Genomic DNA, 19,498 nt, shown 5'->3' on the forward strand with positions numbered 1-19,498 from the left:
ACCGATCCCAACGGGATGAAGGTCGTCGTCGGCATGTCCGGCGGCGTCGACTCCTCGGTGACCGCGCTGTTGCTCAAGCAGCAGGGTTTTGACGTGACCGGCCTGTTCATGAAGAACTGGGAGGACGATGACGACGACGAGTACTGCTCGACGCGTGAGGACCTCGTCGATGTGGCGTCGGTCTGCGACGTCATCGGCATCGACCTCGAAGTCGTCAATTTCTCGGCCGAGTACAAGGATCGCGTGTTCGCCGATTTCCTGCGCGAATACGAGGCCGGGCGCACGCCGAACCCGGACATCCTGTGCAATTCCGAGATCAAGTTCCGCTGTTTTCTCGATCATGCGATGGCGCTCGGCGCAGATCGTATCGCCACCGGTCACTATGCGCAGGTGCGCGAATGGACCAATGACGGGCGCAGCGAATACCAGCTGCTGAAGGCCGAGGACGGCACGAAGGACCAGAGCTATTTCCTGTACCGGCTGAGCCAGGCGCAGCTCGCGAAAACGCTGTTTCCCCTCGGCGCCCTCTACAAGCGCGACGTGCGGCGCATCGCGGCCGACGCCGGCCTGCATGTCGCCGGGAAGAAGGATTCGACCGGCATCTGCTTCGTCGGCGAACGGCCATTCCGCGAATTCCTGATGCGCTACCTGCCGATGCGCCCGGGCGAGATCCGCAACCTCGACGACGGTCGCGTCATCGGCGAGCACCAGGGCCTGATGTACCACACGATCGGCCAGCGCAAAGGGTTGCACATCGGCGGCATCAAAGGCCGCCAGGACGACGCGGGTGAGCACGATGCGTGGTATGTCGCCGGCAAGGACGTCAAGGCCAACGTGCTGTACGCAGTTCAGGGGCACGAACATCCGGCCCTGCTGAAGACCCGCCTAGCCGCGACCGACCTGCACTGGATCGCCGGTCGCGACCCGCATACGCACTGGGTGTACACGTCGAAGCCGCGGTACCGGACGCCGGACATGCCGTGCGAGATCGAGGCGATTGCCGACGGGCGCGCCGAGATCGTGTTCGCGGAGCCGCAATGGGCGCTGACGCCGGGGCAGAGCGTCGTCGTGTATGAATCGAAGGTGTGCCTCGGCGGGGGCGTGATCGCCTGACCGCTGCGGTCGGGCTTGGCCCGGCGCGGACGCTCAGCCCCCGCTCTTGGCTCCGAGGCTCTTGCGCAGCAATTTTTCGATCAACGGATTGAGCGGCGCCTTCGCCTCGTTTTCGGCCCCCGAGCGGAACCGCTCGGGCGTGCCGTCGCGCTTCATCCGGCCCTGGATTTTCAGTCCGTTGAGTTTTTCGAGATCGGTGCGTTTCATCGACTTTGTCCTGGTAGGAATCGGCCACGGTGGCGGGCCGGTGTGGGTTCAGGGCAGGCTCATGCAGCCCTGAAAATGACTGTGAATTCTCGCACTGTAATGTTCGCAGTGCTCGATGTATTCGCGCGTGCTCTTCGGCATCGCCACCCGCGCCCGCGTGATGTGGCCAACGAGATCACGGCCTTTCACGATGAGCTGCAGCCCGTCGGCCGCAAGCTGCAGGTCCTCTGCCGACGTCGCGCCGACGAGCCGCGGCGCGAACGCGGCGAGTTCTTCGCCGGCTACGGCGAAATCCGCCCACACGTCGAAAATCGCCGGGTCGGTGCGCAGCGTTTCGCATTTGATCTTGGCGGCCTCGGTGAAGCGCAGCACCGGGCCTTCGATGCCTTCGAACAGCCGCGTCCCGCCGAAAGTCCCGACGATCACCTGCGCAATGCGATCGATGTCACGCAGGGTCTGGGCAATTTTGATATAGCGGCTGTCGTAGAAGGCTTCGACCGGGATCGAGAATGCCCGGAACGGCTCGCCCCACAGCTCGTCGATGCCCTCTTCGCCGCTGCGGTGCAGCACCATTTTGCCGAAAGTCAGCGCTTCCTGCAGACAGAAGCCGCACTCGCGCATCAACGCGTTTTCCTCGTCGATCTCGATGCCGAGCTCCTGCAGTTCCATGAGTTTCGTGAAGATGTCGGTCGCGCGGTTGAACAATGCTCCGGCGAGCATCGCTCCCTTGACCCGCTTGCGCGCCGGTTCGGTCTCCGACTCGAAGGCCTGTCGCGCTTCGTTCAGCCGACGTCCCGGGATGTTGATGCCGTGTTCGACGTGATTGAACAGCCGGCGCGTCAGGGCTTCGATCAGCTGCTTCTTTGCTCGCAGCGAGTCCACGGGCGGATCGTAGGCCTTGATCCAGTAACCGTCGTAGAAGACGCGTTCGATGTTCCCGATGACGCGAACAGTGCCATTGGCGATCAGTGTGTTCATGGCGGCCCATTTCGGTTCATGTGACTGACAGTTTAGGCATGAAACCGGGCGTTGTGCACTGCACGAAATCATGTTTCCCCGTCATCCTGGATGCGGCACGCCCCAGGTTGGGCAGTTTGGGCGCTTCACATCCCTACGCCCTCCCGAATCAGGTTAAATCGGCAGGGATTGCGGCCCGCAGCACTGTCTGCGGCTCGCCTTCGCGCACGCGGTTGTTGAACCACCATAGCGCGCCTTTCTTGATCGTCCAGTCGGCTTCCGCGCCGCACAAAAGCAGCGCCGCGAGCCGCCCCAGCGTGGGCTGATGGCCGACGATCAGACACGCGCCGCGCCCCTCCGGCCAGCGGGCCGCGGCGATGAGGTCCGCGACGCCGGCCTCGGGCCCGATCGACGGCACGATCTCGAAATCCCGCGTGAACGCCAGCGCGGTCTGGCGCGTGCGCACCGTCGGGCTGACGAGTATCCGCAGTGCTTTCGGGTGGTGCTCGTCGAGCCAGCGCGCCATGCGCCGCGCCTGCTCGCGCCCGCGCGCGCTCAGTTCTCGGGCCCCGTCCGGACTGCCTTCGACAGCCTCCGCGTGACGCCACAACAACAAATCCATCGCTTGCTCCCGGTCAAAGGGCGACAGCCTGAATGCGGCTGGTTACGCCTCGATGACGGGTCGACCGTCGTCCCTCGGTTCGAGTGCCCTTACGCGCTCAGCGGGCCCACGGGGTCTTGCCCCACAGCAGCGGCTCGAGCTCGCGCAGCGAACGCCGCGCCAGGCGCGCATATCTCGGGCTGTGCCAGCCGCTGACGAAAGCCGCCGCCGCGCGCAGTTCGGCGTCCTCGCCGGCCCACCCGAGCAACCGTCCGCGGGCGACATCGACGTCATTGACGAAGCCCAGCGCATCCTGGGCCCGGACGATGCGCTCGAGATAGCGCCGGCTGGCCTTGGCGGGGAACAGCGGAGCGAAGAACTCGACTCCGTAGCGCAGGCGCTTGAGCGCGATCCGCAACGCGTGCAGATGCGCCGGCACCAGATCGGCCGCGGCTTCGAAGCGTCGCCGCACTTTCTTGCGCAGGCGCGTGAGCTGGAGGCGCACGAAATTGCGCAGATCGATCGCGTCGATCAGCTCGTTGGTCGGCAGCGCATGGAGTGCGGCGGTGAATCCGATCAGCAGGCGGCCCTGGGCAGCGAGGTCGAGGTCATGGACCGCCGCGTCGCGCGCTTCATCGCGTGCGGCGAGCGCGAGTCCGGCCAGCCGCCTGATCGCCGGTTCTTCGGTCGTCGCGCCCGCGACGACCGGAGCGAGCACTTCGTCGTAGAGCACGTCGAGGTCCCGCGTGTCGCCGAAGCGATCGGCATTGTGCTTGAGCCGTTCGCGCCAGTCGGCGACGAAATCCGCGGGCAGGGCGGGCGCGAACAGCGCGAGCAGCGAGCGCAGGCGCCGCAACGCAACACGCAACTGATGGATGAATTCCGGTTTGCTGCTATGTGCCGCGGCGCTCACGTTCGCCTGCCACTGCCGCAGGCACGAGGACGCCAGCGTCCGGAACGCTTCGACCGGCGTCTCGTTCGCGTCAATCGTCGACGCTTCGGCGCGCATCGCTTCAGGCTCGCCGCCCAGATGTAGCCGGTAGCCACGTTCGGCCTTGCTGACGTCGTTCGGCAGCAGCGGGAGGTCGGCAGCGAGTTGCGACGCGAGCAGCAGCAGGTCGAGCGGTTCCCCTTCGACGAGCTCCAGTTCGAGCTCGCAGATCGGCTCGCGCTGTTCGCCGGCGATCACTTCGCCGGTGTCGATCATTATCAGGATGTGCACGCCTTCGCGCGGGGCGTACAGGCGCGTCTCGCGGCGAAAGCGTGTCGAGAACACCGGCTGCAGCGCCGCTTCGTGCCGCTTCAGCAGCTTCAGCACCTTGGGCGCATCGATGGCGGCGAAATCGAAGGCGCCGCTGTACGGCTGTTCCCATTCCGGGCGCTGCGTCAGGCCGCCTGCGGAGACAGCCGAGCATTTCACCGTCTGCAGCCGCACCCGCCCGTGGCGGCGAATGCGAAGCGCGACTTTGCGCTGCTTCAGCGCGAGCTCCGGCGTGTCGAAGTAAGTGTTGTCGAGCGTCACGGCGTTGCCCTGCCGGGCGGCACCGCTGAAGATCGGATGGCGACGCAGCGCGGGCACCGCTTTCGCAGGCAGGCTGAGCTTGAGTTCGATTTCCTGGCTCATCGGAAGGAGGCGGACGATGGGTGAAGAAGTGGGCGATTGTAGTCCGCGTGCCGTTACCGAAGATGCATGGCGATGCGATGTGAGCGCGGCGGGAGTTCGGCGCGCAGCGGCGGGCTCAGGGCGGGGCGCCGCCGCGGCTCAGGGCGGGGCGCCGCCGCAGCTCAGGGGCTGCCGAACACGATTGCCCAGAGCGCCTGGACCGATTCCCGGGCAGCCGCGACCTCGTCCGGATCGACCAGCGACAGCAGGCCGTTGAGGCGCTGGCGGTGCTGCAGGCGACGGAACAGGCGATAGCTGTCGCCGCAGCGCGCAGCCAGCTCGGCGGGAATCAGGCCGAGTTCGCCGGCGATGCGCAGCAGCGCGATGTTCCCGAGGTTGCCGGTGAGTTCCGGGTAGCGGTGCGCGTGGCCGAGCACGAGGTACTGGATCAGGAATTCGACGTCCACGAGGCCACCGGCGTCGTGCTTGAGGTTGAACCGTTCGCTTTTTCCGGCGTGCGCGGCGCTCATCCTGCGGCGCATCGTCAGCACTTCGGCACGCAAGCTGTCCAGGTCGCGCGGCAGGCGCAGCACTTCGCAGCGGATGCGCTCGAAAGCCGCGCCGATCGTCGCGTCGCCGGCGGCGAAGCGGGCGCGCGTCAGCGCCTGGTGTTCCCACACCCATGCCGATTCGAGCTGGTACTTGCGGAACGACTCGATCGACGTCACGAGCAGGCCGGAATCGCCGTTCGGGCGCAGCCGCAGGTCGGTCTCGAACAGGATGCCGGCGGCGGTCTGGCTCGACAGCCAGGTGTTGATGCGCTGCGCGAGCCGGGTGTAGACCTCGAGCGCCTCGGGGGCCGGATCGTCGAACAGGAACACGATGTCGAGGTCCGACGCGTAGCCGAGTTCCTTGCCGCCGAGCTTGCCGTACGCGATGACGGCGAATGCCGGCTCGTCGCGATGACGGATCTTGATCTTGCGCCACACCAGCGGCAGCGCGAGTTCGAGCATCAGGTCGGCGAGCGCCGACAGGTGGTCGGCGAGCTTCTCGACGGACAGCAGGCCGGCGATGTCCTGCGTCAGCAGCCGGAACACCTGCGCGTGGTGCTGCTCGCGCATGACGTCCATCTGGCGCTCCATGTCGGGCTCGAGCGTGTCCAGCGTGTCGCGCATCTGCGCGCGCAGCGCGTCCCAGTCCGGAGCCGGTTCGAGATTGCGGTCGTCGAGCAGTTCGTCGAGCAGGATCGGGTGGCGCGTGAGGTACTGCGCCGCCCAGCGTGACGCGCCGACGAGGTCGGCGACGCGCCGCAGCGCCTGCGGGTATTGCTGCAGCAGCGCGAGGTAGGCGCCGCGGCGGCTGATCGCCTCGATCAGGTCGATGCAGCGCGCGAGCGTTTCGTCCGGGCCCGGCGTCGCGGCAGCGACTTCGACGACGCGCGGCATCAGCGCGTCGAGGCGGCTGCGGATGTGGTTCGGCAGCTGCTGGTAGCGTGCGCTCCCGTGCAGCGCCGCAAGCCGGTGTGCGGCGCCGGACGGGTCGCCGTAGCCGAGGCGCGAGAGGATCGGTTCGGCCTGCTCGATGTCCCGCGCGGCCGCCCACATGCTGTCGAGCGTGTGGGCTTCCTCGCTCGGATCGCCGAACACGTGATCGAAATGGCGACTCACCGCGGCACGATGGTGGTCGAGCACGCCGAGGAAGGACGCGTAGTCGGGAAAGTCCATCGCCCGCGCAATGCACTCGCGGTCTTCGTCGTTGCCGGGCAGGTCGTGCGTCTGTGCGTCGTCGAGGTACTGCAGCCGGTGCTCGAGGCGGCGCAGGAAGTTGTAGGCTTCGGCCAGCTCTCCGACTGTCTGCGGCGTGAGCATGCCGCGCTCGCCGAGCACCGCGAGCACGTCGAGCGTCGCGCGTACCTGCAGTCCCGGTTCGCGCCCGCCGCGAATCAGCTGGAACACCTGCGCGGTGAATTCGATCTCGCGGATGCCGCCGGGCCCGAGCTTGATGTTGTTCACGCGGTCGCGCCGCGTGACTTCGCGCCGGATCTGCGCGTGCAGCGCGCGCATCGCGTTGATCGAGCCGAAATCCAGGTATTTGCGGAACACGAACGGGTGCGCGATCTGTTCCAGCTCGTGATAGCGCTCGCCGGCCAGCACGCGCGCCTTGATCCACGCGTAGCGCTCCCATTCGCGACCCTGGGTGATGAAATAGTTTTCCAGCGCATCGAAGGAGCACACCAGCGGCCCCGAATCGCCGTTCGGCCGCAGACGCATGTCGACGCGGAACACCTGGCCATGCTCGGTGACGTCGGCGAGCGCCTGGATCATCTGCTTGCCGAGCCGTTCGAAGAATTCGAAGTTGCTGATCACCTTGTTGCCGCCGGTGTCGCCGTCTTCCGGGTAGACGAAGATCAGGTCGATGTCCGACGACACGTTGAGTTCGCGCCCGCCCAGCTTGCCCATGCCGATGACCAGCAGCTCCTGCTCCCAGCCGGTCGGCGACAGCGGCGCGCCATAACGCGCGACGAGCCCTTCGCGCAGCACTTCGTACGCGGCACGCACCGTCACTTCGGCGAGGACGGTCATCGTTTCGGTCACTTCGGCGAGGTCCGCGAATCCGTTCAGGTCGCGCGCCAGGACGTGGCAGAGGACCCAGCTGCGCAAGTGGCGCAGACTCGCCCGCAGCCTCGCTTCATCGAGGCCGCGGTTCGCGAGGAACGACGACATCGCCTCGCTGTCGAGCGGTTGTCCGATCGAACCAGCGAGCTGTGCGGCGAGCCACGGCCGGCTGTCGAGCATGCGGCGCATGAATCGGGAAATGGACGCGGCGCGGCGGAGCGGTTCGGGCAGCGGCGAGGAGTCGACGGACATGGGAGGCGAGCTCCGGATCATTGTTAGAATGGCGGGCTCCTGACGCCGCGTGGCGGCGTCGGCGCGGAGGACGTGGAGCGGATTGTAGCCAAGCCTGTCCGTTTTCAGTCGTGCAGCATCGGCCTCAAGCATTGTCGAGATGAACGCTCCTTCCGTCCTTCCTGCCGCACACGCCGCCTCCCCGGCCACGCGCCGCCGCGCCGCGTGGGGTCCCGTGGCGATCGGGCTCGCGGTCGCATTCTTCGTCGCGGCGCTGTCGTTCCTGCTCGTGCGCGACGTGCTGCTGCCGCGTGCCGACCAGTACCGCGGCCACCTCGCCGCGCTGATCGGCGACGCCCTCGGCCTGCCGGTTTCGATCGACGCATTGTCGGCCGACGTGTCGGGGCTGCGTCCGCGCCTGCATCTGTCGGGCGTCGAACTGCGCGATCGTGAAGGCCGTCCCGCGCTGCGGCTCGACACCGTCGATGCGACGCTCGCGTGGTCGTCGCTGCTGCGCGGGCAGCCGCACTTTCACCGGCTCGTCCTGCATGCGCCGCAACTGGCGTTGCGGCGCGACGCCGCCGGGCAGCTCTTCGTTGCCGGGATTCCGGTCGCCTCAGGCGGCCCTTCCGGCGGGCTGTCCGATTGGCTGTTCGGGCAGCGCGAGATCGTGATCCGCGACGCAGCGGTGAGCTGGCACGATGCGCAGCGCGCCGCGCCCGAGCTGCGGCTCGAGCACGTGAATTTTCGTCTTGCCCACGCTGGGGGACGTTACCGCTTCGGCCTGCAGGCCACGCCTCCGGCGGCGCTCGCGTCGACACTCGACCTGCGCGGGGACATCACGAGTGCACAGCCTGCCGAGCCCGCGACGTGGAGTGGCGAGCTTTACTTGGCTCTCGCACAGGCCGATTTGGGAGGATGGCGAGCATGGATCGACTACCCGATCGAACTAGCGGGCAGCGGCGGCGTGCGGGCGTGGCTGGAATTCACGCGCGGGCAGCCGGAAGCGTTCACGGCGAATTTCGCTGCCGATGAGGTCGCGACTCGCCTCGCTGCGGACCTGCCCGAACTGCAGCTCGCCAGCGCCCGCGGCTGGCTGTCCGGGCGGCGTTCGCCAGCGGGACTGAGCGCATCGACGCGGGCGCTGCGAATCGTCACCGACGACGGCCTGGAGGTCGAGCCTGTCGATCTCGACTTCATGCTGCGCGAGCCGATCGACGGCAACGCGGATGGGGGACAGTTCAGTGCGAACCGGCTCGATTTCGCCGTGCTCGCGCGTCTGGCGGCGCATCTGCCGTTCGACGAGGCGGTGCGTGAGCGCCTTGCGGCGGTCGATCCGCAGGGGCGGCTGGAGGCGTTGCAGCTCGCATGGCGCGGCGATGTCGCGCGGCCGGACAGTTGGAGCCTGAAGACGCGGTTCCACGAGCTCGGGCTGCGCCCGCAAGGCGTGCTGCCGGGCCTCGCGGGGCTGTCCGGCGAGATCGAAGGCGACGAGCAGCGCGGCCGTTTCGGTCTCGTCGGGCAGGACATGGCGCTCGACCTGCCTGCGGTCTTCCCGGAATCCCGCCTCGCGTTTTCGATGCTGCGCGCTGACGGCGGCTGGACGCGGAAGGACGGGCAACTGGAGATCGCGATCGACCGTGCGAGTTTCGACAACCCGGATGCCGCTGGCAGTGCTTCCGGCTGGTATCGGCCTGCGGCCGAAGGGCGTGGAGAAATCGACCTCGCGGCGCACCTGACGCGCGCCGAAAGCAAGGCCGTGTGGCGCTACCTGCCGAAAGTCGTCAACGACGCGACGCGCGACTGGCTGCGCCACGCCCTCAGTGGCGGCACGGTGCCGGAGGCGCGGTTGCGGCTCCGGGGCAAGCTCGACGACTTTCCGTTTCGCGACGGCGCATCGGGCCAGTTCCTCGTGACGACGCGCGTCGCCGGGGCGAGCCTCGACTATGCCGAAGGGTGGCCGGCGATCACCGACATCCACGGCGAAGTCCGTTTCGATGGGCCGGGGATGCGAATCGTTGCCGAGCGGGCGCGCATCTTCGGCGCGACGCTGGGCCGCGTCGTCGCGGAGGTGCCGGAGCTCGACGCGCCAGCCGGCGAGGTGATGACGATCGACGGGCGCGCAGGCGGTCCCACTGCGGAGTTTCTCCGCTTCGTCTCGGCGAGCCCGGTCAGCGGGCGGATCGACGGTTTCACCGACGGCATGCGCGCCGAGGGGCGTGGAACGCTCGACCTGAAGCTGGTGATGCCGCTGCGCGACATCGCCGACAGCACCGTGAAAGGCGAATTCCGCTTCGCCGACAATCGCCTGTGGCTCGTCGACGCGTTGCCCCCGGTGACCGAAGCTGCGGGCAGGGTGCGTTTCACCGAAAAAGACCTCGCGATCCCGGATGCGCACGGACGGCTTTTCGGCGAACCGATGCAACTGGTTGCCGATGCCGCGAAGGACGGCGGCGTGAGCTTCAGGGCGACGGGTGCGGCCAGCATCCAGGCCTTGCGGCACGCGCAGGACTGGCCGGTGCTCGCGCACCTGTCGGGAACGCTGCCGTGGCAGGCGACGATCGACCTGCGCGCGCAGCAGACCCGCGTCGTCGTGCAGTCCGACCTGTCGGGCGTGGCGTCCAGTCTGCCGGCGCCGATGAACAAGAGTGCGACGGCGCGCTGGCCGCTGCACGTCGCGTTCGCCTTTCCCGGCGGCGCGCGTGAGGACATCCGCGTCTCGCTCGACGGGCGCGCCGAACTCGAGCTCGTGCGGCGACGCAGCGAGCAGGGATGGGAGATCGAACGTGGTGGCCTGGCGCTGTTTGCGCCGCTGCGCCAGGCCGACCGCGGCGTGCTGGTGGTCGCCGATCTCGACGAGTTGGACGTTGATGCGTGGCGTGCGGTCTTCGATGGCGACGAGAGCACCGGTGAGCAGCCGGGCACGGGTGCTGTCGCCGGGCAGATGCCGCCCCTGGCGGGCATCGAGCTGCAGGCGAAGCGCGCGACGGCATTCGGGCAGAGCCTGTCGGGGGTGCGGCTCGCGGCCCGAACCGATGCCGGCGGCTGGAAGGGACGCATCGCGAGCACTGAAGTCGAGGGCGAGTTCGACTGGCGCGAGCGCGGCGAAGGCGCGCTCCAGGCGCGCCTGAAGCGTCTTGTCGTCGGTGCCGCGGACGAGGGCGACGGCGGCGGCGCTGATCCGCTCGACGCCTACGAGCCGCCGCGCCGGCTGCCCGGACTGAATGTCGTCGCCGACCGCTTCGTGCTGCGCGGCATCGACCTAGGCCGCCTCGAGCTGCAGGCGCGCAATCGCGGCGAGGTCTGGCATCTCGATGCCTTCGCGATCGCCAACGCCGATGCGACGCTCACGGGGAGTGGCGAGTGGCGTCCCGGCACCCGCCCCAGTACCACGCTCGATTTCCGTCTCGAAGCCAACGACATCGGCCGTTTCGCGACGCGCATGGGTTACGAGGAGGCGGTGCGCGGCGGCCACGCACTCCTTAGCGGCAAGCTCGGCTGGAGCGGCGCACCGACGCGCATCCACTACCCGTCGCTGTCGGGTGCGATGCTCGTCGAAGCGGGCAACGGCCAGTTCCGCAAGCTCGAGCCGGGGATGGGCCGCCTACTCGGCGTCCTCAGCCTGCAGGCGCTGCCGCGACGGCTGACGCTGGATTTTCGCGACGTTCTCAGTGAAGGATTCGCGTTCGATCGCATTTCCGGTAGCATCGACGTCAGCGCCGGCGTCATGCGGACCGATGATCTGCTGATCCGCGGCCCGGCGGCCCGGATCCTCATGAGCGGTTCGGCGGACGTCGAAAGGGAAACCCAGGATCTGAAAGTCACGGTTCAGCCGACGCTGTCCGAATCGGTCGCGATCGGCGCGGCGGCCGGACTGATCAATCCGGTCGCCGGCGTCGTCGCCTACGTCGCGCAGAAAGCACTCAGCGACCCGATCGAAAAGCTGTTCGCCTTCAATTACGCGATCACCGGCAGCTGGGCGGATCCGAAGGTCGAGAAGCTCGCCGGCCGTTCGGCCGCGGCGAATCCGCAACCTGACCAGGAATGATGAACGTGAGCGTGTCCCCAGACCCTTCGCCCGGAGCGTGCCGGATCGCGGCGATCCAGACCGTGTCCGGCCCGGATGTCGCGGAGAACCTGCGCGTCGCCGGAGCGCTGGTTGCCGAAGCGGCGGCCGACGGCGCGCAGCTCGTCGCGCTGCCGGAATATTTTCCGCTGATTACGCCGGACGAAACGGCGAAAGTCGCGATCCGCGAGACCGAAGGCCACGGTCCGCTGCAGGACTTCCTGCGCGAGGCGGCCGTGCGTCATCGCGTGTGGCTCGTCGGCGGCACGATTCCGCTCGTCGCCGACGCCGACGGCAAGGTCCGCAACAGCATGCTGGTGTATGACCCGGGCGGTAAGCAGGTCGCCCGCTACGACAAGATCCATCTGTTCGGCTTTCGCAAGGGCAGCGAACAGTACGACGAGGCCGCGACGATCGAGGCCGGGCACGAGGTGGTCACGTTTGACGGCCCGTGCGGCCGCGTCGGCTTGTCGGTGTGCTACGACCTGCGTTTTCCCGAGCTCTTCCGCGCGATGGGCAAGGTCGATCTGATCGTGTTGCCGGCGGCCTTCACGTGGACGACCGGCCGCGACCATTGGGAAGTGCTGCTGCGTGCGCGCGCGATCGAAAACCAGTGCTACGTGATGGCCCCGGCGCAAGGCGGACGCCACCCGGGCGGGCGCGTGACCTGGGGACACAGCCTGATCGTCGACCCGTGGGGCGAGGTGCTCGCATGCCGGGACGAAGGGCCCGGCGTCGTCGCCGCGGACCTCGATCCGGAGCGTATCGCGGCGGTGCGCGAGAGCCTGCCGGCGCTGCGGCACCGCTGCCTCGCAACCTGAACCGGGGGCCGGACGAGACTCCGGTGACCTTTATCGGGTCGGCCTTGTCGAACGGGGCGATCCAACGACTGGACAAACAATGAGCCCGACACAAAATTCGCTTAAGGTTGCCGACCGGTACCTGCTGAACCCCTACGATCTGGGCCATCCGGAACTCGAGAAAGTGTTCAGCAAGCTGTTGAGCCACCAGCTCGACTATGCCGATCTGTATTTCCAGTATCACCGTTCCGAAGGCTGGAGCCTCGAGGAAGGCATCGTCAAGTCCGGCAGCTTCAACATCGAGCAGGGCGTCGGGGTGCGCGCGATCTGCGGCGAGAAGACCGCTTTCGCCTACTCCGATGACATTTCGCTGCCGGCGCTCACTGCGGCTGCTGAAGCCACGCGGGCGATCGCGGACGGTGGCGGGCAGCGCAGCGTCGCAGTCCGGCCGCATGCCGGCCTCCCGCGCCTATATCGCGGCGACGATCCGCTCGCCTCGCTCGACGACACCGCGAAAGTGAAGCTGCTCGAACGGCTCGAACGCTTCGCGCGCGACGAAGACCCACGCGTCACGCAGGTGATGGCGCACATTTCCGGCTCGTGGGAAGTCGTCATGGTGATGCGCAGCGACGGCCACATGGCGGCTGATGTGCGTCCGCTGGTGCGAGTTTCGGTCACCGTGATCATGGAAGAAAACGGCGACCGGGAGCAAGGCAGCGGCGGCGGTGGCGGCCGCTTCGACTACGGTTATTTCGACGACGACCGGCTGCGCGAATATGCCCTCGCCGCGGTGCATCAGGCCCGCACGAACCTCGGCGCCGGGCCGGCGCCGGCGGGCACGATGAGCGTCGTGCTCGGGCCGGGCTGGCCCGGGATCCTGCTGCACGAAGCGATCGGCCACGGCCTGGAAGGCGACTTCAACCGCAAGGGCAGTTCCGCGTTCTCCGGGCGCATGGGGCAGCAGGTGGCGGCGAAAGGCGTCACGGTCGTCGACGACGGCACGCTGCCGGATCGCCGCGGCTCGCTGACGATCGACGACGAAGGCAATCCGACCGAATGCACCATGCTGATCGAGGACGGCATTCTCACCGGCTACATGCAGGACACGATGAACGCGCGCCTGATGGGCGTGAAGCCGACCGGCAATGGCCGCCGCGAGTCGTTCGCCCACCTGCCGCTGCCCCGCATGACGAACACCTACATGCTGAACGGCGACAAGTCGCATGAGGAAATCATCAAGTCGGTGAAAAAAGGCCTCTATGCAGCCAATTTCGGCGGCGGGCAGGTCGATATCACGTCAGGCAAGTTCGTTTTCTCGACCGCCGAGGCCTACCTGATCGAGAACGGCAAGGTCACGCGCCCGGTCAAGGGCGCGACGCTGATTGGCAACGGCCCGGACGCGCTGACGCGTGTATCGATGATCGGCAACGACATGGCCCTCGATCCGGGCGTCGGCACGTGCGGGAAGGATGGCCAGAGCGTGCCGGTCGGGGTGGGGCAGCCGACGCTGCGCATCGATGGCTTGACCGTCGGCGGAACCGGCTGAAGATCGCCGGCGCCCCTGCGTCCAAACACCGGGACGCGGAGCTGCTTGTAGCCCCGGCGGAGTAGTACCCAGCTGCCTCCGTCGGTGCCGCTCAGGGTTCAGTGACCTCGATTGCGTTCTCCACCTGGCGCACGCCGCGGACTGTCATCGCATTGCGCTGTGCGCGGTCCCGCTGCGCTGGGGTGGTGACGACGCCGGCAAGCGTCACCTGTCCCCCTTCAGTGAATACCGCGATATGGGTCTGCTGCAGCGCCGGATCGGCGACAAGCGCGCTCTTGACGTCGCGCTGCAGCCCGCGGTCGCGTTCGTTGGGCGGCGCGGCGGCGGAAGCCATGTCCGCTGCCCGGGCGGGTGTGGGGGCAATGCAGAAAGCGATTGCAGTGGTGGTGAGCACGGAGGCAATAGTCTTCCGTCTGATCATGCAGGCTCCTTGTGCAATAAACAGGCTAAAAAGGCGAAGGCCGGATCCCCGTAGCAGCAGACTTCATGCCAGTTGCCGAATGGCGACCTCAATCAACGGGTTGCTGTAGCAGGGCAGGGTCGGACGGTGCGCGTTCGCGCGCTGTCGGGCCGAATTTGTCGGGGAGCGGCGACTAAAGCGGGGCGCCCCGGACAAGACGTTGTATCGAAGGCGTTATTGCTGTCGTTCGCGGGCGACAACTCCGCCGTCGCGAAACAGGCTGGGAGTCAGCGCATGCCGTTGCAGCAGACGGTAGAACTCCGTGCGGTTGCGATCCGCGAGGCGCGCCGCGTCCGAAACATTGCCGTCGGTGAGCTTGAGGAGCTGGATGAGGTAGTTGCGTTCGAAGCGTTGCTTCGCTTCGGCGTAACTCAGGGCTTCGATGCTCGGCACCCGTAGCGCCCGTTCGACCAGGGCGAGCGGGATCAATGACGTCGTCGCGAGCGCGCAGGCCTGTTCGACGACGTTCTGCAGCTGGCGGATATTTCCCGGCCAGGCTGCCGTCGCGAGGGCTTCCATTGCTTCGGGGGCGAAACCGCGCAGCCGTTTGTGGTATTTGCGCCCGATCACCTCGAGGAAATGGTTGGCGAGCAGCGGGATGTCCTCGCGGCGCTGGTCGAGCGTCGGCAAGGTCAGGCTGACGACGTTGAGCCGGTAGAACAGGTCCTCGCGGAACTGTCCCTCGGCAAGCGCGAGTTCCAGGTCGCGGTGCGTCGCGGAGATGATCCGCACATCGATCGGCTCGGCGCGACTCGCCCCGACAGGGCGCACGGCGCGCTCCTGCAGCACGCGCAGCAGCTTCACCTGCAGCGCGAGCGGCATGTCGCCGATCTCGTCGAGAAACACCGTGCCGCGGTTAGCGGTGAGGAAAAGCCCGGTGTTGGCGGTTGCCGCGCCGGTAAAGGCCCCTTTCACGTGGCCGAAGAGTTCCGATTCGAGCAACTGTTCCGGAATCGCACCGCAGTTGATCGCGACGAATGGCGCATTCGCGCGGCTGCTGATGCGGTGGATTGCGCGCGCGAGCAGTTCCTTGCCGGTGCCGCTGTCGCCGCGGATGAGGACGCTCGCGTCCGATGCCGCGACGAGGCGGGCTTCGTCCAGGACTGTCGCCATGCGGTTGCTGTGGCTGATGATTTCATCGCGCCAGTCGCTGCCGTCGGCGTCGTCCCCGACGTGCATCGGGCCGCCCACCTGCAGGGCCTGCGCGATCTTCTCGAGCAGCGCCTGGCTGTCGAAAGGTTTCGTCAGATAGCCGAAGACACCGCGGGAGGTCGCTTCGACGGCGTCGGGAATGCTGCCGTGCGCGGTGAGCAGGATCACCGGCAGCACGGGGCAGGTGCGCCGGATTTCCTCGAACAGCGCGAGCCCGTCGCGATCGGGCAGGCGCACGTCGCTGACGACCAGGCTGAAGCGTTCGACCGCGATGCGCCCGAGCGCAGCCTCCGCCGTCTCGGCGGTGCTGACGCGATAGCCACTTGCATGCAGGCGCAGCGACAGCAGCTTGAGCAGGTCGGTGTCGTCATCGACGAGCAGCAGGTGGGCGCCGGCAGTGGGGGCGGGGCTGTGAGGGGCTTTCATCGCGTGATCCTCCGTTCCGTCGGGGGCGGCGGCGGTGCCGCGTGGGCCGCCGGACGCTCCGGCAGCGTGCGTTCGATCTCGGTCAGCGCTTCGATCTTTTCCTCGAGCTGTCGGGCGTGCCGGCGGCTTTCCTTGAGATGCTGGCCAGTGTGTTCGAGTTGCCGGGTGAGGGATCGCGCTGCCGTCTCGAGACGTTGCTGCTCGGCAAATTGGTCGGCGAGCAGGCGCACTAGCGGACGCAACGCGACCGCTTCCGGCCGTGTCGAGGCGTCGACGACTCCCAGCAGCGCCAGCGCACGGGGAATATTGCTTCCCGGCGGGCGGGCGAGCGCGATCGCCTGGAGCAGCTGCTGCAGCGGCTCACCCACGCCGACCGCAAGAGCGTCCCGTTCCCGTTCCAGCTCGATGGGTTCGAGCCGGCGAACGAAATGGTAGTACTCGATTGCGCTCTCGACTGCGCGCCGGTCGGCGTCCTTCGACTGATCGCCGCGCTCGTCGCCGGCGCCGGGTGCAGCCAACGTCGCACACCCTGCGAACAGGAGGGCAGCCAGCAAGGCGATGAACGTCTTTTCGACGCACAACGGACGCCGGGCCACGGAAGGTGCCGGAGCCGACGCGGCAAAGCGACCCGTTTCGGTTTCAGCTTTCATGGGGAAGTGCAATCCTGAAGTGAGCGCCTGCGGAGGTGGGCAGCAGCTCGATTTTCCCGCCATGCGCGTGGACGAATTCGCGCACGATCGAAAGGCCCAGACCGCTGCCATGACGGGGCATCGCCGGTTGCCGGCTACCCTGGTAAAAAGGTTCGAAGATGCGCTCGGATTCGTTTTCAGGCACGCCGGGGCCCTCATCGATGCAGTCGATCGTCACCCCGTGCAGTTCGCAGGCGATTTTCAGCCGCACCTCGCCTCCTGGCGGACTGAACGAGATCGCGTTCGCGACCAGGTTCGCGAACGCGATCCGCAGCTTGTCGGGGTCGGCGGTCAACGGCGGGACATCGCCGTTTACGTCGATATCGACGTGAAGATTCCGGCTTTGTATTTGCAATTGCTGTTCCGCGACCACCGACTCGACCAGCGGTCGCAATGCCACTTTCCGCCGCTTGAGGCTGCGCGCGTCGAACACCGCGGCGTTGTAGCCCAGCAATCCTTCGATGCGCAGCTGCAACGCGCGAGTATTGTGCTCGAGAATCCCAACCACTTCGTGCTGCCCGGTCGTGAGCTCGCCGACGACGCCGTCCTTGAGCAGCGCGATCCCTTCGCGCAAGGATGCGAGCGGAGTTTTCAGTTCGTGCGAGACATGGCGCAGCACTCGCGTCCGGTTCGCTTCCAGGTCAGCGAGGCGCACCCGCAGCCAGTCCAGTCGCCGCCCGACCCGGCGCAGGTCGGCCGGCCCGCCAATGATGACTGGTTCGTCGAAGCGACTCTCGCCGAGGGCTTCGATCGCGCCTTCGACCCGGTTCAGCGGACGCAGCACCCACCATCCGGTGAGCGCGGCGAGCAGGAAGGCCGCCGTCACTGCGACCAAGAGGTGCCACGCCAGCTGTTCCCGATTGCCGTCGAGTTCGTCGAGCAGCCGGTTCGACTCGGCCTCCAGCTGCAGACGGAGTTCCGCGGCGAGCTGTTCGTTGAGGATCGGCAACTCCCCGAGTGCCTGGAGCGCGGCGTCGGCTCCCGCGCCAGTGTTCAACGCTGCCGCGGCCCGCTCAGCGGCGTCGCTCCACTGGGTGACAAGCGCTTGCGATTTCGCGCTTCCGAGACCGCCAATCCATACCAGCGCGGTCATCGAGTCGTCGCGCGCCTGCTCGAACCGCTTGAGCAGGACGGGATCGTCGAGAACCAGAAACTGCCGAGCGCTGCGTTCCAGATCCACCGTGCGTTCACCCAGTTCCTGGAGCGCGCTGGAAAAACCGAGCGCGTGCTTTGCGCCGTCCCGACTGCGCGCCGCAAAGTCTTCCAGGGTCAGCAGTCCGCCGAGCGCGGCGGTGCCGAGGATCGCGGCGATGAGCAGAAAGCTCGCAAGCAGCGTGGAACTGAAGGACAGGCGGGACATGGACGGCCGGCGAATAGCTCGAAGTCCGGCGTCGCAGTTTAGAGTGGGCTTTGGGTCGGGGTCCGTAAGGAAATGCAAGCTGGCGCTTTTTGGCTACACCTATGTCTCTCTGAAGCGACATGAACAACTCGATAATATTCAATTGTTTATGATGAAGTGCCGTGAAAGGCGTCGCTTGCAGGCGACACAGCATGGCTAAAAATCTCGTGTACTGTTCCAGCTTATATTTCCAAGAATATGAATTTAAAAGACTAAATCTTCATGGCCTGGATTTTGCGTTCGCGTCCCGGGTCGTCTGACGCGAATTCACCCCAGGAGAGATCATGTTCAGCAAATCCCCAGTGTTCCCGAAAGCTGCCGATCCACAGGCCGCGCGCGGACCGCGCATAGGGCCGGGCAATTTCGCAGCCGCTCAGCCGGCCAGTTCCAACACTTCCGCCGAGACATCCCAAGCCGCGCGCGATGCCGGCACGAGCAGCGTCGGAGGCGGGACCGCCGCCTCGACCTCTCTTCCTCGCGCCAACGAGGCCGCGGAAGATGCGGGTTACGCTTCGGGTAGCCGCCTCATCGTCGGGCCCGAGGTCAAGCTCAAAGGCGCGGAGATACTGGATTGCGACACGCTGATCGTCGAAGGTCGCGTCGAAGCGACGATGGACAGCCGCGTCATTCGCATCGCCGAAAGCGGCTCGTTCGCAGGGACGGTCGGCATCGACATCGCGGAAATCCACGGCCGGTTCGAGGGCGAACTCACTGCCCGCACCCAACTCGTGATCCACGCGACGGGTCGTGTCAGCGGCAAGATCCGCTACGGCAAGATCCTGATCGAGGAAGGCGGCGAGCTGTCGGGCGACGTCCAGTCCTTGGCTTCGGCGAAGGAGGCGGGGAGAGCCGTGCCGCGCGAGGAGTCGCTGCCGAAAGTCGCAGTCGTGGGCGCCGGCTGACGATTGTCGTGTCGTAGCGACACGCGCCAGGAGGCGGCTCGCGAGAGGTGAGCTGCTCCGGGCGCGCCGCTCTTCAGTTCAGTTCGCGCGGCTTGCCCGGTCGTCGGAGGCGAGCCGCAGCGACGAGTAGCTCCAGTGCTTCTCCCACGCTGCGCGTACCAGGTTCGGGTACTCCGGCTTGCCTAGACTGCCGTTGTAGCGTCCCAGCGCGCGGTACAGATCGCCTTTTTCGATATCGACGTAGTGACGCAGGATCGTGCAGCCGTAGCGCAGGTTCGTGCGCAGATGGAAGAGGTTGTCTTCCGGCAGGCCGATCGTCTTGATCCAGAACGGCATCACCTGCATGAAGCCGCGCGCTCCGGCGCTCGACACCGCGTATTTCCGGAAACCGCTCTCGACCTGGATCAGACCCAGCACGAGTTGCGGATCGAGTCCTGCCCGCGTGGCTTCGTAGTGCACTGCAGTCAGCAATTCTTCCCGGTATTGACGGTCCGGGATGCGTTTTTCGAGGCGACGGGACATGTCCTGCAGCCAGCGGACCCGCTCGCCCTCGTTCGTAATCAGGAGTTCCGGAGCGCCCGCGTCGCTGACAGCTGCGTGCAGCGCTGAGCGCACGCTCGCCGCCATGGGTTCGTACTGCTGGCGCCCGGCCAGCGCCTGCCGCGGAGCGCCGGCGAGACCCGCGAGCAGAACGACACTCAGCACGAGGCCGTATGCGGCACTCATGCCGC

15 protein-coding genes are annotated in these 19,498 nt (G+C 67.0%); 5 read left to right on the forward strand and 10 right to left on the reverse strand.

The annotated features are described in order from the left end of the window. Window positions 1-15: 15 nt before the first annotated feature. A complete protein-coding gene (gene mnmA / locus GO608_RS13925) occupies window positions 16-1,113 on the forward strand; it encodes a tRNA 2-thiouridine(34) synthase MnmA (protein WP_169198011.1) in 1,098 nt (365 codons plus the stop codon). Between the two features lie 33 nt (window positions 1,114-1,146). On the opposite strand, the gene GO608_RS13930 is transcribed toward mnmA, so the two are convergent. The 5 genes from GO608_RS13930 to glnE all read right to left on the reverse strand — a co-directional run bounded on the left by GO608_RS13930 (window position 1,147) and on the right by glnE (window position 7,348). Beyond that, the gene (locus GO608_RS13930) at window positions 1,147-1,320 is read right to left on the reverse strand and encodes a hypothetical protein (RefSeq protein ID WP_169197917.1); all 174 of its coding nucleotides are present in this window, start codon (window positions 1,318-1,320) and stop codon (window positions 1,147-1,149) included. Between the two features lie 48 nt (window positions 1,321-1,368). Then, a complete protein-coding gene (locus GO608_RS13935; RefSeq protein ID WP_169197916.1) occupies window positions 1,369-2,298 on the reverse strand; it encodes a hypothetical protein in 930 nt (309 codons plus the stop codon). 148 nt (window positions 2,299-2,446) lie between these two features. Next, complete coding sequence (locus GO608_RS13940) at window positions 2,447-2,899, reverse strand: SixA phosphatase family protein (protein ID WP_169197915.1); 453 nt, start codon at window positions 2,897-2,899, stop codon at window positions 2,447-2,449. 97 nt (window positions 2,900-2,996) lie between these two features. After that, the gene (locus tag GO608_RS13945) at window positions 2,997-4,502 is read right to left on the reverse strand and encodes a CYTH and CHAD domain-containing protein (RefSeq protein WP_169197914.1); all 1,506 of its coding nucleotides are present in this window, start codon (window positions 4,500-4,502) and stop codon (window positions 2,997-2,999) included. 161 nt (window positions 4,503-4,663) lie between these two features. Beyond that, the gene (gene glnE / locus GO608_RS13950; protein WP_247003142.1) at window positions 4,664-7,348 is read right to left on the reverse strand and encodes a bifunctional [glutamate--ammonia ligase]-adenylyl-L-tyrosine phosphorylase/[glutamate--ammonia-ligase] adenylyltransferase; all 2,685 of its coding nucleotides are present in this window, start codon (window positions 7,346-7,348) and stop codon (window positions 4,664-4,666) included. Between the two features lie 139 nt (window positions 7,349-7,487). Between glnE and GO608_RS13955 the strand changes: the two genes are divergently transcribed. From GO608_RS13955 to tldD, 3 genes are all read left to right on the forward strand, one after another. Beyond that, the gene (locus tag GO608_RS13955; RefSeq protein WP_169197912.1) at window positions 7,488-11,375 is read left to right on the forward strand and encodes a YhdP family protein; all 3,888 of its coding nucleotides are present in this window, start codon (window positions 7,488-7,490) and stop codon (window positions 11,373-11,375) included. Further along, complete coding sequence (locus tag GO608_RS13960) at window positions 11,375-12,214, forward strand: carbon-nitrogen hydrolase family protein (RefSeq protein WP_169198010.1); 840 nt, start codon at window positions 11,375-11,377, stop codon at window positions 12,212-12,214. The genes GO608_RS13955 and GO608_RS13960 overlap by 1 nt, the downstream gene beginning before the upstream one ends. A gap of 79 nt (window positions 12,215-12,293) precedes the next feature. Next, the gene (tldD, locus tag GO608_RS13965; protein WP_169197911.1) at window positions 12,294-13,739 is read left to right on the forward strand and encodes a metalloprotease TldD; all 1,446 of its coding nucleotides are present in this window, start codon (window positions 12,294-12,296) and stop codon (window positions 13,737-13,739) included. A gap of 91 nt (window positions 13,740-13,830) precedes the next feature. Here tldD and GO608_RS13970 read toward each other — a convergent pair whose 3' ends face one another. The 4 genes from GO608_RS13970 to GO608_RS13985 form a co-directional block, all read right to left on the reverse strand. Next, window positions 13,831-14,160, reverse strand: coding sequence for a BON domain-containing protein (locus tag GO608_RS13970; RefSeq protein ID WP_247003144.1), 330 nt, complete (start codon window positions 14,158-14,160; stop codon window positions 13,831-13,833). A gap of 213 nt (window positions 14,161-14,373) precedes the next feature. Continuing rightward, a complete protein-coding gene (locus tag GO608_RS13975; protein WP_169197909.1) occupies window positions 14,374-15,777 on the reverse strand; it encodes a sigma 54-interacting transcriptional regulator in 1,404 nt (467 codons plus the stop codon). Further along, a complete protein-coding gene (locus GO608_RS13980; protein ID WP_169197908.1) occupies window positions 15,774-16,427 on the reverse strand; it encodes a hypothetical protein in 654 nt (217 codons plus the stop codon). The genes GO608_RS13975 and GO608_RS13980 overlap by 4 nt, the downstream gene beginning before the upstream one ends. Then, complete coding sequence (locus GO608_RS13985; protein WP_169197907.1) at window positions 16,417-17,826, reverse strand: sensor histidine kinase; 1,410 nt, start codon at window positions 17,824-17,826, stop codon at window positions 16,417-16,419. Before GO608_RS13985 ends, GO608_RS13980 begins: the two co-directional genes overlap by 11 nt. Window positions 17,827-18,149: 323 nt before the next feature. On the opposite strand from GO608_RS13985, the gene GO608_RS13990 reads away from it, so the two are divergent. Continuing rightward, window positions 18,150-18,767 carry a bactofilin family protein gene (locus GO608_RS13990; protein ID WP_169197906.1) on the forward strand — a complete coding sequence of 206 codons (618 nt, stop codon included), beginning with the start codon at window positions 18,150-18,152 and terminating at the stop codon, window positions 18,765-18,767. Between the two features lie 78 nt (window positions 18,768-18,845). On the opposite strand, the gene GO608_RS13995 is transcribed toward GO608_RS13990, so the two are convergent. Continuing rightward, window positions 18,846-19,493: a transglycosylase SLT domain-containing protein gene (locus GO608_RS13995; protein ID WP_169197905.1), complete on the reverse strand. Its 648-nt coding sequence runs from the start codon at window positions 19,491-19,493 to the stop codon at window positions 18,846-18,848. Window positions 19,494-19,498: the final 5 nt, after the last annotated feature.

The organism is Aromatoleum buckelii (genome assembly GCF_012910785.2).
Classification (GTDB): domain Bacteria; phylum Pseudomonadota; class Gammaproteobacteria; order Burkholderiales; family Rhodocyclaceae; genus Aromatoleum; species Aromatoleum buckelii.